This is a genomic window from Rhodospirillaceae bacterium (assembly GCA_028819475.1).
In the GTDB taxonomy this organism is placed as follows: domain Bacteria; phylum Pseudomonadota; class Alphaproteobacteria; order Bin65; family Bin65; genus Bin65.
The window spans coordinates 81,878-96,386 of the sequence record JAPPLJ010000008.1; the positions used below are offsets into that span (position 1 = coordinate 81,878).

15 protein-coding genes and 1 tRNA gene are annotated in these 14,509 nt (G+C 65.1%); 7 read left to right on the top strand and 9 right to left on the bottom strand.

Translation table 11 applies throughout. The annotated features are described in order from the left end of the window. Window positions 1-10: 10 nt before the first annotated feature. Complete coding sequence (locus OXM58_02110; protein MDE0147142.1) at window positions 11-1,276, bottom strand: Rieske 2Fe-2S domain-containing protein; 1,266 nt, start codon at window positions 1,274-1,276, stop codon at window positions 11-13. A gap of 100 nt (window positions 1,277-1,376) precedes the next feature. Beyond that, entirely contained in the window at window positions 1,377-1,889 is a 513-nt protein-coding gene (locus OXM58_02115; protein ID MDE0147143.1) for a MarR family transcriptional regulator, read from the bottom strand. Window positions 1,890-2,017: 128 nt separating this feature from the next. Between OXM58_02115 and OXM58_02120 the strand changes: the two genes are divergently transcribed. Both OXM58_02120 and OXM58_02125 read left to right on the top strand, forming a co-directional pair. After that, window positions 2,018-2,743 carry a dienelactone hydrolase family protein gene (locus OXM58_02120; GenBank protein ID MDE0147144.1) on the top strand — a complete coding sequence of 242 codons (726 nt, stop codon included), beginning with the start codon at window positions 2,018-2,020 and terminating at the stop codon, window positions 2,741-2,743. Then, the gene (locus OXM58_02125) at window positions 2,743-3,543 is read left to right on the top strand and encodes an SDR family oxidoreductase (protein MDE0147145.1); all 801 of its coding nucleotides are present in this window, start codon (window positions 2,743-2,745) and stop codon (window positions 3,541-3,543) included. The genes OXM58_02120 and OXM58_02125 overlap by 1 nt, the downstream gene beginning before the upstream one ends. Window positions 3,544-3,559: 16 nt before the next feature. Here OXM58_02125 and OXM58_02130 read toward each other — a convergent pair whose 3' ends face one another. Further along, window positions 3,560-4,315 carry a glutathione S-transferase family protein gene (locus OXM58_02130; protein ID MDE0147146.1) on the bottom strand — a complete coding sequence of 252 codons (756 nt, stop codon included), beginning with the start codon at window positions 4,313-4,315 and terminating at the stop codon, window positions 3,560-3,562. Window positions 4,316-5,183: 868 nt separating this feature from the next. Between OXM58_02130 and OXM58_02135 the strand changes: the two genes are divergently transcribed. Together OXM58_02135 and OXM58_02140 are read left to right on the top strand one after the other, a co-directional pair. After that, window positions 5,184-6,116 (top strand): alpha/beta hydrolase, encoded by a 933-nt coding sequence (locus OXM58_02135; protein ID MDE0147147.1) that lies wholly within the window; start codon window positions 5,184-5,186, stop codon window positions 6,114-6,116. Between the two features lie 120 nt (window positions 6,117-6,236). Next, the gene (locus tag OXM58_02140; protein ID MDE0147148.1) at window positions 6,237-7,379 is read left to right on the top strand and encodes a UDP-3-O-(3-hydroxymyristoyl)glucosamine N-acyltransferase; all 1,143 of its coding nucleotides are present in this window, start codon (window positions 6,237-6,239) and stop codon (window positions 7,377-7,379) included. A gap of 3 nt (window positions 7,380-7,382) precedes the next feature. Here OXM58_02140 and OXM58_02145 read toward each other — a convergent pair whose 3' ends face one another. The 3 genes from OXM58_02145 to OXM58_02155 all read right to left on the bottom strand — a co-directional run bounded on the left by OXM58_02145 (window position 7,383) and on the right by OXM58_02155 (window position 9,372). Continuing rightward, window positions 7,383-7,766 carry a hypothetical protein gene (locus OXM58_02145; protein MDE0147149.1) on the bottom strand — a complete coding sequence of 128 codons (384 nt, stop codon included), beginning with the start codon at window positions 7,764-7,766 and terminating at the stop codon, window positions 7,383-7,385. Window positions 7,767-7,779: 13 nt separating this feature from the next. Further along, complete coding sequence (mgtE, locus tag OXM58_02150; GenBank protein MDE0147150.1) at window positions 7,780-9,180, bottom strand: magnesium transporter; 1,401 nt, start codon at window positions 9,178-9,180, stop codon at window positions 7,780-7,782. 105 nt (window positions 9,181-9,285) lie between these two features. Further along, a tRNA-Leu gene (locus OXM58_02155) sits at window positions 9,286-9,372 on the bottom strand. A gap of 169 nt (window positions 9,373-9,541) precedes the next feature. Here OXM58_02155 and lipB point away from each other — a divergent pair. Next, window positions 9,542-10,255: a lipoyl(octanoyl) transferase LipB gene (gene lipB / locus OXM58_02160; protein ID MDE0147151.1), complete on the top strand. Its 714-nt coding sequence runs from the start codon at window positions 9,542-9,544 to the stop codon at window positions 10,253-10,255. Here lipB and OXM58_02165 read toward each other — a convergent pair. From OXM58_02165 to OXM58_02175, 3 genes are all read right to left on the bottom strand, one after another. After that, the gene (locus OXM58_02165; protein MDE0147152.1) at window positions 10,212-10,727 is read right to left on the bottom strand and encodes a MaoC/PaaZ C-terminal domain-containing protein; all 516 of its coding nucleotides are present in this window, start codon (window positions 10,725-10,727) and stop codon (window positions 10,212-10,214) included. The two genes, lipB and OXM58_02165, sit on opposite strands and share 44 nt — an antisense overlap. A 37-nt stretch (window positions 10,728-10,764) precedes the next feature. Continuing rightward, window positions 10,765-11,046: an acylphosphatase gene (locus OXM58_02170; protein ID MDE0147153.1), complete on the bottom strand. Its 282-nt coding sequence runs from the start codon at window positions 11,044-11,046 to the stop codon at window positions 10,765-10,767. Window positions 11,047-11,110: 64 nt separating this feature from the next. Continuing rightward, window positions 11,111-13,117, bottom strand: coding sequence for an acetyl/propionyl/methylcrotonyl-CoA carboxylase subunit alpha (locus OXM58_02175; GenBank protein MDE0147154.1), 2,007 nt, complete (start codon window positions 13,115-13,117; stop codon window positions 11,111-11,113). A gap of 131 nt (window positions 13,118-13,248) precedes the next feature. Between OXM58_02175 and OXM58_02180 the strand changes: the two genes are divergently transcribed. Both OXM58_02180 and OXM58_02185 read left to right on the top strand, forming a co-directional pair. Beyond that, a complete protein-coding gene (locus OXM58_02180) occupies window positions 13,249-13,605 on the top strand; it encodes a DOPA 4,5-dioxygenase family protein (protein ID MDE0147155.1) in 357 nt (118 codons plus the stop codon). A gap of 331 nt (window positions 13,606-13,936) precedes the next feature. Beyond that, the gene (locus tag OXM58_02185; protein MDE0147156.1) at window positions 13,937-14,509 is read left to right on the top strand and encodes a YceI family protein; all 573 of its coding nucleotides are present in this window, start codon (window positions 13,937-13,939) and stop codon (window positions 14,507-14,509) included.

The window sequence follows — 14,509 nt, forward strand, 5'->3', positions numbered from 1 at the left end:
GCCGCGATCCTCACGCTGCCGCCGATTCGTCGGACACGGGGATACCCATGATATCGCAATAGCCCTTCCAGAACGCCCGGATCGCGCCCTCGCTCAGCATGTGGTCGATCCGGTCCTCGGTGCCGCGCCCTCCGAATTCGAGCACCGAGCAGCCATCCAGCGCCGCATCGGAAATGCGCTGCTGGATCAGCTCCAGCGCTTCGGCGTCTTCCATCGCGACATAGCCGGCCGGTCCGAACAGGTTGTTCTGCATCCGGCGGCGCTGGAGCATCTCTTGGTCGTCGTCCTCGAACGCGTACCAGGTGTAGAGGGTCTCGACCAGGTCCGGCTTCTTCGGCCGGATCTGACGCACGCTGAAGGTATTGCCCGGCAGGGTGAACAGGCAGGATGGGAAGATCGAGATGATCGCAAGCGCGAGGCCGTCCTGGAATTCCGGGACGCCAACAGCGACGCCGGGCTCTTCGAGCACCAGGCCCTTGGTCGGCCGCGGCCGCGCCGGCTCGTCGCCGCCGGGCGGCGGCCTGTAGCCGGCCAGCACCGAATTCAGCCCGCCGCGCTCGTTCATCTCCATCGTCGCCCGCATGTTCATGTCGGCGATGCCGAACACCGGGAGGAAGGGATGCAGCATCGGCGCGTGGTACATGTCGCGCGTGTTCTCGACGAACAGCTTCCAGTTCGCGCGCATCGTGTGGCGGTGATAGCCGGTAACCTTGATCGGCCGGCCGCAGACCAGCTTGAGCCGCGCGCAGATCGCCGGGCCGAGATAATCCTCGAGCGGCGGCGTCTCGTCGCTGAACGTGCCGAAGACGATGCCGGAGAAGGATTCGACCCTGAGCTTCTTGAGCCCGTGGCCGTCGACGGAAAAATCGTCCGGATAGCCGCCGACGCCGCGCATGCCCTTCATCATCGGCACGCCGATCAGATCGCCGTTCAGCGCGTAGCACCACTGGTGGTAGATGCAGGTGAAGTTGCGGGCATTGCCGCGCAGGTCGCGGACCACCGCGACGCCGCGATGGGCGCAGCGATTGACGAAGGCGTGGAGCGCGCCGTCCTTGTCCCGAGTCAGGACATAGGGCGTCGTCCCGACATAGCCGGTGATGTAGTCGCCCGGCTCTTTCACCTCGGTCTCAAAGCCGAGATAGCTCCAGGTCGGCCCCCGGAAAATCCGCTCCTGCTCCAGGTCGAACACCGTCTGGTCGGTGTACAGATGATAGGGGATGCGGGAAAAATCGCTGCTCGGCCCGGTTATTCGGGCGGCAGCATCAACAGTTTCCATCCCATCCATCGTCCGTCCTTCCGGGAAAGAGCGTCAAACTATCTGCATGTGCAGATATATATCAGGTCGCCGGATCAGCAAAGATAATTCTCTAACCAAATCAGGCCGTTCGATCGTCTGCGTTTGAGTCAATGCAGCGGCGTTCGATTTCGTCAGCGGAATTTGAAATCCGGGCGAGCCAGGCATTCAGGGTCTGCACGTCCTCAGCGCTGAAACCATCGAGCAGCCGGTTGAGTTCGGCGGCGACGACGGCCCTGAGTTCCTCCATCCTGAGTCGCCCTTCGGGCGACAGGCTGACCCGCGTGATGCGCCGGTCGTCCCGGTCGCGTTCCCTCCTGACCAGGCCGTCTCGCTCCATCCGGCCGACTGCCCGGCCGACCGCGGAGCTTTCGACGAAGATGGCTGTTGCAAGGTCGCCGATCGAGAGAGCGCCGTGTTCGGAAAGTGTGATCAGCACGCGCCACTGGGTCTGGGAGAAGCGGGTTGCGCCGAGCGCGGCGTCTATACCGCGCGTCGCCTTCGAAATGGCCCGCGCCATCAGGTAGAACGGGCTGTTCTCCAGCCGGAACGGCAGGCCGCGGATAGTCTCCTCGCCCGGATCGCTTCGGGTCATAGGCCTGCGGCTCCGATGACGGCCCACGGCCTTCGGCCAGCGACTGCAGGCGGGAGTTTCCTTGCTTGGCGGATTATCTGCATCGGCATATGTTCGCTCGGAACCGGCGGAAAATTTGGGGAAGCGGCATGGCAACCGTATTGGGAGAAACCGTAGCGATAGACGGGCCGGACGGCAAATTCGAGGCCTACCTCGCCCGTCCGGCGCAGCGTCCGGCGCCTGGCCTGGTGCTGATGCAGTATATCTGCGGCGTCAACGCCGTGATGCGGCGCCTGGCCGACGGCTTCGCCGACCGGGGCTATCTCGTCGCCTGCCCGGACTTGTTCTGGCGCCAGGAACCGGGCGTCCAGCTGATCCAGGATCCGTCGAAGCCGGACCCGGCCGAACAGCAGCGCGCGCTGGAACTCAACGCCGGCTTCGACGATGCGGCGGCTACGGCAGACCTGAATGCAACTATCGATTGGCTGCGCGGAAGCCCGGATTGCACCGGACAGGTCGGGGCCTTGGGCTACTGCCTGGGTGGGCGGCTCGCCTTTCTGACGGCGGCGCGCAGCACCGCCGACTGTTCGGTCGGATATTACGGCGTCAATATCGATCGCTACCTCGGCGAGGCGGGCGCCATCGCCGGCCCGCTGATGCTCCATATCGCCGGGGCCGACGAACTCTGCTCTCAGGAGGCGCACGACGCGATTGTCGGTACCCTGGACTCGCTTGACGCCGTAACCCTCCACGAATACGAGGGCGCAGGCCACGCCTTTGCCCTGGAAGGCGGGCACAATTATCGCGCGAATGCGGCTGCCCTTGCCAACGCCCGTTCGCTCGCCTTCCTGCAGCAGCATCTGAACGGCGCCTGATGGTGCAACGCCCGTTCGACGAACTGGTCGGCAACCCGCCGGAAACCGGGATCGCCGGGCGCGTCGTCGCCATTACCGGCGCCGGCCGGGGGCTGGGCCGCGCCTATGCCCATCTGCTGAGCCGCGGCGGCGCGAAGATCGTCGTCGCGGATGTCGACGGGGAGGCGGGCCGGCGCGTTGCCGGGGAAATCGCCGAATTCAACGGGCCGCACCTCGCCGTTGCGACCGACGTGACCGATCCGGACGCCACGCAGGCTATGGCCGACCGCACGGAGGAGACTTTCGGCCGGATCGACGGCCTGATCGCCAATGCCGGCCTGAACGCGGCGTTGGCCCGCCGGCCGTTCTGGGAGATTCCGGCCGAGGAATGGGACCAGGTGATGCGCGTTAATGCCGGTGGCGCCTTCAATGCCGCCAAGGCGGTGCTGCCGACGATGCGCGCAGCCGGCTGGGGCCGCATCGTCAACATCTCTTCGGCCGCCTGGCATCTCGGCCTGCCGAACTACCTCCACTATGTCGCCTCGAAGGCGGCGCTGGCCGGCATGACCCGCTCGATGGCGCGCGAACTCGGCGGTACAGGCATTACCGTCAACGCTATCAGCCCGGGGCAGATCCTCACCGAAGTCGAAAATCCCGGCCAGACCGAGGAGAGCATTGCCGCCGTGGTCGCCCGACAGGTCGTGCCCCGCTCCGGCGTGCCGCGCGATCTCGCCGGGCTGCTGATCTATATGTTGTCGCCGGCCAGCGACTTCGTGACCGGCCAGTCCTTCACGGTCGACGGCGGTCTCTCCCACCAATAGCCCACAAGACCGGGAGTCAGGCCGTCAGCGGTCCCGGCATGCGCTGCGAGAGCGCCGGAACGGCAGCGGCGTAGGCCGGGCGCGCCTGTAGCCGTTCCACCCAGGCTTCGGTACTCGACCGCGCCTCCCACAAGCGGCCGAGGCCGCAATAGTGCAGCCGGTCGATCACACCCGTCATCGCCACATCGGCGAGCGAGAAGGCGTCGCCGGCGAGCCACGGTCGGCCATCCGCCAGGCCGCTCTCCAGCCGGTCGAGCGCCCGGCCGAGGGCCGCTTCGGCCCGGTCCAGCACGGCTGGCGGCGCCGGAGTGCGGCCCATCTGCCGGAACATGGCGAGCCGGTTCGGGTCGGGATGCCTCGTCAGCCGGCGTTCCATTTCCGCGTCGGACAGGCGCGCCATCGGGCTCTGGGGATGGAGCAGGATCAGGCTGAAAGTGTGCGGCCGGGTCGCCGGATGGAGCACATCGTCCTGGAACTTCACCCACATGCGCATTGTGGCCCGTTCGCCGGCGTCGGCCGGCTTGAGCGGCGGCCCGGGGCCGATGTCGTCGAGATACTCATTGACCACCGACGATTCGAAGATGACCGTGTTCCCGTCGACCAACGTCGGCACCGTGCCGTTCGGATTGAGCGCCAGATAGTCCGGCGCGAGATGCTCGAAGGCTGCGATCGAATAGGCGACCGATTGCCAGGCCAGCCCCTTCTCTGCCAGGCACATCCGCACCTTGATCGGGCATACCGCATCCCAGGCATGGTGCAGGACCAGGGTCATGGTTTCACCTTTGTTTCCCCGGTCTGTACGAGGCAATCGGCAGCCCGCACACCGGCGCTACTGATAGTAGACCGGAAGACCGAGCGCTTACAGAGCGCCGGTATTGGCGGAAATCGGAATCCTGTCCCGTTTGAGGGCCCTGTCGCCACAACGTGTCGCGCCGCGCCCGCAACCAAGCCTTTCCGTAGTCGAAGGATCGATCGGCCGACGGTACGCCGCCCCTTATGGCAGCGTTCGAGAGGCCGTCAAGCGCGGGATGCGGCGGGATTGGCGCGGCTCGCGCCGGCGTGAACGGTCGCCCAGAAATCGCCGGCTCCGGCAGGTCCGGCCGCCCCGATTTCATCCCGCGGTAGCGGGCGCCGAAGCGCACCGGATTTTCGGCGGCATGCCTTGAAATTTCTGTAATATTCCCTATTTTCGGTATTCGTCCCCATTTACCCGGCGGCGACACGCCGGCTGCCTGCATGACGAATCATGACATTTCATGACACGCGCAAAGCCCTCCCTTCCGTCATTTCGACCGAAGCCCCTGATTCGATCCGGGACGAGGCGAAGAAATTCTTCCCGCTCGGCGATTCGGTCCAGGTTCAGCGCTGGAAAGATATCTCCGCTCCGAATCCCTGCGGGACACTCCGGTCGATATGACTGGTGAAGGCGGCAGGAGCGCCGCGGCCGATCATGACATTTCCTGACAAATCTCCGTTTTCTTCTCGCGCCATCCCGGACGGCGCGCAGCGACGATCCTCAGCCGCAAGGAGACCGGACATACAGGATCATGACATTTCATGACGCATCCACACCCCACGAAGCTGCGCCATTCCCGCCGGTGTCCGTTGACCGACCGGCCGGGACGGTCTAGCCGGATGCCATGAATTTCTCGATCCATCCGCCGCCGGCGCTGGTTCCGCCCGAGCCGCGCGAAATCCATACCCTCGCCCTGACGGACGGCGCCACGATGATCCTGCGGCGCCACGGCAACCCGGACGGACCGCGGGTCGCGCTCAGCCACGGCAACGGAATGGCGATCGAGGCCTACTACCCGTTCTGGCGGCTGATGCTGGCCGACTACGACGTCATCCTGTTCGACACCAGAAACCACGGGCACAATCCGCCGGACGGTGTGGAGAACCATAACTGGCGCCAGTTCCGCGACGATTTCGAAACCGTGCGATGCGCCATCGACCGGCTGTTCGGCGCCGGGCCGGTCGCGGCCGTCTTCCATTCCATGTCGGGCATTTCCGCCCTGCTCCAGACCCGGGCATTCGGCGAGCGCTGGTCGCCGCTGATCCTGGTCGACCCACCGATCTTTCCGCCGCCCGGCCATGCCCTGCAACGAACCCAGACCTTTCACATGGAAGATATGGAGGCAATCGCCCTGCGCCGGCCCGACCGGTTCGGCGACCCCGAAGAGCTGGCTGCCGTGCTGCGCAAGCGGCCGGCCTTCCGCCGCTGGCTGCCAGGCACGTATGAACTGTTCGCGCTGGCGACAACGCGCAAGACGGACGACGGCTGGGTGCTGGCCTGCCCGAAGAGGCTCGAGGCGAAAATCTTTGCGGGCAATCTCGACCCGACGATCTGGCCCGAAGTCGGTACGATGCCCGGCGACATCGCAGTGGTCGGCGCGGATGTGACGCTGCCGAAGGTTCAGCCTCCCGCCCTCCTCGGCCGGGCCCTCGCGGAAGGACATGGCCTGCCCTACACCATGATTTCGGATTGCACCCATTTCCTGCAGGTCGAGCGGCCCGAGGCCGTCTGGCAGGCTGTCGAGGCCTTCTTCCGCCGCTTCGGCCATGCGGCCTGAGCCGATGCGGCAACGGCGCGAATTGCCGGCGAGCCGGCGGCCGGCCTATGTGACCTGCAAGCGTTCATCCGGCGCCCCGAAACCTGCCGACGAGGGGCCGCCGCGCGATGGCTTTCTCCTATGCCCCTGCTCTCTCCACCCGAACCGAAATCGCTGAACGATCTCGCCGAAACGCTCGGTGCTGACGTCATCGGCGACGGCAGCTTCACGGTGACCGCGGTCGCCCATCCGGTCTTCGCCCTGCACCGGGAAACCCTTGCGCTGGCCATGGACGAAGGCGCCCACGCCCTGCTCCAGCGCACCCACGCCGGCGCGGCGATCGTTGCGCGCGGCATGGAGATCGACACCGAACGGTTCGCCGGCGGCTTGGCAATCGGCGGGCGGCACAAGGTTGCGCTGGCCCGCCTCACCCGGCTCTTCTCGCCGCCGCTGCACCACGTTCCCGGAATCCATCCCAGCGCAGTCGTCGATCCCGCTGCGAACATCCGCGACGGCGCCTCCGTCGGCCCGCTCTGCGTTATCGGTCCGGGCGCGCGCATCGGGCCGGGCGCGGTCCTGCTTTCCCAGGTCACGGTCGCGGCTGGCGCGGAGGTCGGCGCCGGCAGCATCCTGCATCCGGGTGTGCGGATCGGCGAGAACTGCGTCATCGGCCATGGCTGCATCCTTCAGCCGAATGCCTGCATCGGCGCAGACGGGTTCGGCTTCGTCACGGCTGAGGAAGGCAGCGTCGAGCGGGCGCAGAAGACCGGCGAGGTAACCGCGTTCAACTTCGATATCCAGCGTATCGATTCGCTGGGCAACGTGATCGTCGGCGACAATGTCGAGATCGGCGCCGGCACCTGCATCGACCGCGGCACCCTCGGCCCGACCCGGATCGGCGACGGCACGAAAATCGACAACTTGGTCCAGATCGGCCACAACGTCACGGTCGGCGAGAATGTCATGATCGCCGGAAGCTCCGGAATAGCCGGCAGCGCCACCATCGGCGACCGTGTGGTCATCGGCGGCATGGTCGGCATCGCGGACCACAAGAAAGTCGGCGACGACGCTATCGTTGCCGGCAAGGCGGGGGTCGGCCGCGACGTTGAGCCTCGGTCGGTCTACACCGGATATCCCGCCCGGCGGATCAAGGAGCAGCGGTCGCTGGAAATGGACCAGATGCGCGTCGGCCGCGCCCTGCGCAGACTTCGGGCCGTCACCGAGCGTGTCGACCGGCTGGAAGCGGCGGCCGACGGGAACGAAGAAGCGGAAGGCGGAGAATAGGGCTCAGCCGCCGCGGCGCCGGGCCAGTTCCTCGAGCCGCCCCGCCAGATCGGTGAGCCCTGCCTGCTCGAAAGCCAGATCCCGCCCGGTGGACGGATCGGCGCCTTTCCGCGCCGTTGCCAGCGCGCCGGCGACTTCCCGCGCCAGCCGGGCGACCGTCCGCGCCGTCGCGGCATCGACCGGATCGAAAGCCACCTCCTCGTCCATCATGGCTTCGGCGAAGCGCCCGAAGTCTGCAGTGCGCAGGGTTTCCAGTTCTTCGTCCATGCGGCGCCAGTCCGCCGACCAGGCCGCCCACAGGACCCGGCGGGCGGCGTCCCGGTCCCGCGTTTCTTCGAGGCGCACCATCACGCGAACGTACTGCCAGGTGTCGAAGACGATCCGCACAGGCGATCGGCCCCTAAAGCAGAAATACGGTCGCCAGACCGAGGAATGTCAGGAAGCCGATAACGTCGGTGACCGTAGTGAGTATGACGGGCGACGCGATTGCAGGGTCGACGCCCCGGCGGTCGAGCAGGAAGGGCACCATCGCGCCGGACAGGCCGGCAACCAGCAGGTTCAGCACCATGGCGACCGCGATGACCAGTCCAAGCCCCCGATCGGCGAACCAGAGGCCAGCGATCACGCCCATGATCGCGGCGAACAGGATGCCGTTCGCCAGGCCGACCGAGAGCTCCTTGAGGATGAAGCGGGACGCCTTGCCCGGGCCGAAATCGCGCATGGCGATGGCCCGGACCGCCACCGTCAGGGTCTGGGTGCCGGCGATACCGCCCATCGAGGCGACAATCGGCATGAGCACGGCGAGGGCCACGACCTGTTCGATGGTCCGGGCGAAGATCGCGATGACGATCGATGCGGCGATCGCCGTGACCAGGTTGATGCCGAGCCAGCTGAACCGGCGCCGGGTCGTCTGGATCATGTCCTGATAGAAGTCCGTCTCGCTGACGCCGGACAGTTTCAGCAGGTCTTCCTCGGCCTCCTCGTCGATCACGTCGACCACGTCGTCGACGGTGATCATGCCGACGAGGCGGTTATCGTCGTCGACCACCGGGGCCGATACCAGATCGCGGTCGCGAAACAGGATGGCCACGTCTTCCTGGTCCATCGTCGCCGGAATGATCGTGATGTCCCGGTCCATCATCGCGGCGATGCGCACGGCCCGGCGGGTGCGCAGCAGCTTGTTGAGCGGCAGGCTCCCGACCAGCGCACGCGACCCGCTGTCGACCACGAATATGTCGTAGAAATCGTCCGGCAGATCGGCGCTTTCACGCATATGGTCGATCACTTCGCCGACCGTCCAGCTTTGCGCGACGGCGACCGAATCCCGCTGCATCAGCCGGCCGGCGCTGTCGTCGGGATAGGACAGGCTGTCCTCGATCAGCAGCCGGTCTTCGGGCTCGACTGCGGTGAGGATTTTCTGCCGGGTCGCGTGGTCCAGGTCTTCGAGGATTTCGACCGCGTCGTCCGTGCTCAGATCGCTGACGGCTGCCGCGACCTGCCTGGGCTCGAGGATGTCCAGAACCTCGTCGCGCACCGCGTCGTCGAGCTCGGGCAGGACTTCGGACGGCAACGTGCGGCGCGAAAAGTCGACGACCCGGAACCGGACGTCCGACGGCAGCCGCTCGAGCAGGTCGGCAATGTCGGAATGATGCAGGGGATGGATCAGGCGGCGCACCCGCTTCGCCTGTCCGGCCCGCGCCGCTTCCACAATGGCATGGACCACCGCCGGCTTCAGGCCATAGAGCGGCGCCGTGGCGTGTTTCTTCTTTTTCTTTTCCGGCTTGTCGATTGTGTCGGCCATGTCCGGAACCCCCCGGCTCGGCGACAAATCAATCGCCGGCCACCCATGTCACAAGGGGGCCCGCCAGTGTCTCAAGGGGGCCGGCTTGCCGACCCTCGGATGGTCTGGTGCGGTCGAGAAGACTCGAACTTCCACGGGCTTTCGCCCACAGCGACCTCAACGCTGCGCGTCTACCAATTCCGCCACGACCGCATGCGACGCCCCGTTCGACCGAAACTGTCTGATCGAAAGGCCGACCGATGTAAAGCGCCGATATGGAAACCAGGGACCGGCGACCGAAGACAGCTTATATAGGCGGCAGCGCCGGCGGCCAAAGCGGCCAAATCGGCGCAAGACGAGGCGCGGTGAGGGGAATGCGCAAGTGAATTCTCCCGGCGAAAGGACCGGGGCGGAAACGGCAGCTGCCGCGGAACCGGAATGGTCGACGGCGTCGGCGCCGCGCCCCTACGGACCGGCGCTCCGCGATATGGAGCGTCGGGTCGAGGCCATCCTCGCAGGCCGTACGGGCGAAACAATCTGGCTGCTCGAGCACGAGCCTGTGCTGACCGCCGGAACCAGCGCCGCGCCATCCGAACTGCGCAATCCCGGCGACTTGCCGGTTTTCAGGGTCGGGCGCGGTGGGCGCTACACCTGGCATGGCCCCGGCCAGCGTATCGTCTATCCCATGCTGGACCTGAACCGCCGACGCCGGGATGTGCGCCAGCTCGTCTACGCGCTGGAGGCTTGGATCGCAGCGGCGCTCGGCGAGCTGGGCGTGGACGCCGTTGCCCGGAAAGGCCGGGTCGGCCTGTGGGTCGACCGGTCGGCCGACAAGGGACCCGGCTGCGAGGACAAGATCGCCGCCCTCGGCATCCGGCTTCGCCGCTGGGTGAGCTATCACGGTATCTCGATCAACGTCGCGCCGGACCTGGCGGAATTCGGGCGTATCCTGCCGTGTGGCATAGACGATCCGCGCTATGGCGTAACCTCGCTGGCCGACCTCGGGACCGGAGCGTCGATGGCCGATCTAGATGCCGCGCTGACAACGACCTTCAGCCAAACGGTCGGCCGTCTTCTCCCGCGCGCGCCGCACTGACGAACAGCACCAGCCAGACCGCGCTCAGCGCTGTCTTTCCGGTTTTTTCCGTGACGATCGAACAGCGCAGCTTGTACTGCCACTTGCCCTCGCTGCGCGGTTTGATCTCCATCAGGGTCAAACGCAGCTTGATGCGGTCGCCGACGGTCACCGGCGCGAGGAATCTTATCCGTTCGAAGCCGAGATTGATGCCGTAGTCGACGCCATCGGGCTGCAGGTCGCCGCTTCTGGAGAGAAAACTCAGCAGGGAAAGGGTGAGAAACCCGTGGGCGATCGTGCTGCCGAACGGGCCGTTGGCGGCAGCCCACGCCGGATCGACATGCAGCGGGTTTCGGTCTTCCGTCGCCTCGCTGAACAGGTCGATCCGCGTCTGGTCGATCGACAACCAATCGCTCTCACCGATCGGCTTGCCGACATATCCCCCCATGCTGTCGACATGAAAGGGGATTCCTTCGATCAACAATCGGCCCATGTGCGAACTCGTTTCCCATGCCGGCCACGTCCCCCGGTCACAAAGAGGAACGCAGCCGGAAGCCGGGCGATCCGTCATCGCTCGACGGCGTGGCCCGGACGCTGCCGACAACAGCGGCCGGCGGACCAGACCGGCAATGGCCGGCCACCTCCTGCACGAGGCTATTCGGACCGATCAACAACGCTTCGACAGATCCGTCCGACCGGTTGCGGACCCAGCCTCTGAGCCCCGCGCCATCCGCCTGCTCAACCAGCCAGCCGCGGAACCAGACATTCTGGACTTTGCCGAAAATGCGCAGATGCACGGCTGTTTCCGGCATCCCTTTTCCCATCTGCCGGACCCGGATTGCAAGGGATAGACCAAAGCGGCCGGCCGGCGGCGTTTCAGGCGAACTCGACGATCTTCTGGTCCACCGTCAGCGAATCTCCTGGGTTGGCATGGATCGCCTTCACTTCGCCATCCTGTTCGGCGCGCAGGACATTTTCCATCTTCATGGCTTCGACGACCGCCAGTTCTTCGCCGGCCTTCACGCGCTGTCCGCCTGTCACAGCCACTGAAACCAGCAGGCCCGGCATCGGCGAGAGCAGGAATTTCGACATATCCGGCGCTTCCTTGACCGGCATCGTGGCTGCCAGCCGCGCAATCCCCGGCCGCAGGACACGCGCCGTCACCACCACACCGCCGTGCCCGATCTGCCATCCGCTGCCTGAGGAGTCGATCTGCGCGGTCACCTGCGCGCCACCGACCTGCCCCGTGAACAACGGCTCGCCGGGGCGCCACCCGGTCAGCACCGGAACGATCATGCGGTCGTCCGCGCCATCGGCCGGCGGATGTCCGATCGTCACTTCGACATCGCCGGGTTCACCCTCGATGAAAGTGTCGACATAGTCCGCACCGAGCTGGACGACCCAATGGGCCGACGCTGCCGATGCCGGTTCATCGAGACCGATCGACCTTTCGCGTTTGCGCACGATCTGCGCCAATGCAGCGGCGATGGCGGCGAGAGTTTCGGTTTCCGTCGATCCCGGCGTCACGCCCTTGAACCCGTCGGGAAATTCCTCGTCAATGAAGCCGGTCGTCAGGTTGCCGGCGACGAAACGCGGATGCTGCATGACGGCCGACAGGAACTGCATGTTGTGGTTCACGCCGCGGACATAGTAGCCGTCGAGCGCCTGGCGCATTTCGGCAATCGCCTCGTCCCGGGTCGTGCCGTAACTGACCAGCTTGGCGATCATCGGGTCGTAATACATCGAGATTTCAGACCCCTCGCCGACTCCGGTGTCGACGCGGACGGTTTCGCTTTGTTCGGGCGCGATGTAGCGCACCAGCCGGCCGATTGACGGCAGAAATCCGCGCAGAGGATCTTCGGCGTAGACCCGGCTTTCCATCGCCCATCCGCTCAGCGTCACCTCGTCCTGACCGAAGGACAGTTTCTCGCCGGCAGCGACACGGATCATCTGCTCCACCAGATCGAGGCCGGTGATGAATTCGGTTATCGGATGCTCGACCTGGAGGCGTGTATTCATCTCCAGGAAATAGAAATTTCGCTTCGTGTCGACGATGAACTCGACGGTCCCGGCCGAGCAATAACCGACATTCTTCGCCAGGGCGACCGCCTGTTCGCCCATCGCGCGCCGCGTCGCTTCGTCGATGAACGGTGACGGCGCTTCCTCGATCACCTTCTGGTGGCGGCGCTGGATCGAGCATTCGCGTTCGTTCAGATACACGACGTTGCCGTGGGTATCGGCGAGCACCTGGATTTCGATATGGCGGGGGTCTTCGATAAATTTCTCTATGAAGACCCGGTCGTCGGCGAAAGAGCTGCGGGCCTCGCTGGTCGCCAGTCGGAAGCCCTCGGCCAGTTCCGACGCTGCGCGGGCGATGCGCATGCCCTTGCCGCCACCACCGGCCGACGCCTTGATCATGACGGGAAAGCCGATGTCTTCGGCAATCTTCAGTGCCTCGGCATAGTCCCGGATGACGCCTACATGGCCCGGAATCGTGTTGACGCCCGCCTTCATCGCAATGCGCTTGGATTCGATCTTGTCGCCCATGGCGGCGATGGCGGCAGGCGGCGGGCCGATGAATGCAATACCGGCCAAGGCCAACGCTTCGGCAAAGCCGGTGTTCTCCGAAAGAAAGCCGTAGCCGGGATGGACCGCATCCGCCCCGGTTTCCTTGCAGGCGGCAATTATCCTGTCGGAAACCAGATAGGATTCTGCGGAAGGCGCCGGTCCGATGGCGACCGCCTCGTCGGCCCTGGCAACATGCAGGGCGTCGCGGTCTGCCTCAGAATAGACGGCGACGGTGGCGATCCCCAGCCGCTTTGCCGTCTTCATCACCCGGCAGGCGATCTCGCCGCGGTTGGCGACCAGAATTTTCTCGAACATGGCGGGCTTCCGGGAACGAACGCTCTGCAATCTGTTTATCGCGGGGCGCCGATCAGGTACAGACCGAGCGTCGCCACGGCGGTGCAGAAAACCTATATTGGCGGCGCACGGCCGGTTTAAAGTCAGCAGTCATGTTCATCGATTCAGCCGATCCCGCTTCCATCGAGGGCTACCACGCCCATGTCTACTACACGGCGGAATCGAAGCCGGCCGCTGCGGTGCTGCGCGAAGCGGTCGAAGCGCGATTCGACATTGTCATGGGGCGATGGCGGGATTTCCCGGTCGGTCCGCATCCGCAGTGGAGCTACCAGATCGCTTTCAAGGTCGAACAACTCGGTGAACTCTTGCCTTTTCTGATTCTCAATCGTGGCGAACTCGATGTCTTTCTCCACCCGCTGACCGGCGACGACCTGGCCAATCACAGGGACTATGCGGCGTGGCTCGGCAATCAGCACGAACTGAAGCTGTCCGCCCTGAGCAAATCCTGAACCGGCGCCTGCCGAACGACGGAATCCCGCTGCCGCCTACGACGCGCAGGATACGTTTCGCTCCGGGTCGTTCCGGGCCGTCGGGTGCAGGACGGCTGCGTCGCAGACAAATTTAGCTGATAATTGTAACGCTGCTTTCGTTATTGGCGGTGGTATTGCAATTACTTGGCGAACTCTTGTTTCGCGCTGGCAGGGACAATTCCGTTTTTTCTTTCAGTAATTTCCGTTACTGAAGAAAAATTGCTTGATGCCCTGTCCGCCGTATAAATGGAATTGCAACCTGCCTGCCTCTTTCCGGTTGACCGGACTCATCCGAACGGAGACTCGAACCATGAAAGCACGCACACTCGCAGCCATCCTTGCCGCCGCCATCGTGTTCTCGGCAACGGCGAGCCGGGCCGCTGAATACCGGATCGATCCGGCCCACAGCTTCGTCCAGTTCAGGATCAGCCATCTCGGCTTTTCCTGGATGGTCGGCGTCTTCGACAAGATTTCGGGCAGCTTCGCATTCGATCCAGCGGCCGGACCGGGCGGCCAGAAGATTTCGGTCGAGATCGACACGGCCAGCATCGATTCGGGCCATGCCGAACGCGACAAGCATCTGCGTTCGCCCGACTTCCTGAACGTGCGGAAGTTTTCCAGAGCGACCTTCGTCAGCACCGGCTATGAGGGCGATGCCAAAGGCGGCACGATGAAGGGGAACCTGACGCTGATGGGCGTCACCAAGCCGATCGCCATCGCGGTGAAGAAAACCGGCGAAGGCAACGATCCGTGGGGCGGCTACCGCACCGGATTCGAGGGCTCGGTCACCCTGTCGCGCAAGGCTTTCGGCGCCGGCAGGAGCCTGGGCCCGGCGTCCGACACGGTGCATTTCTTCCTTTCGATCGAGGGAATTCGCAAGTAG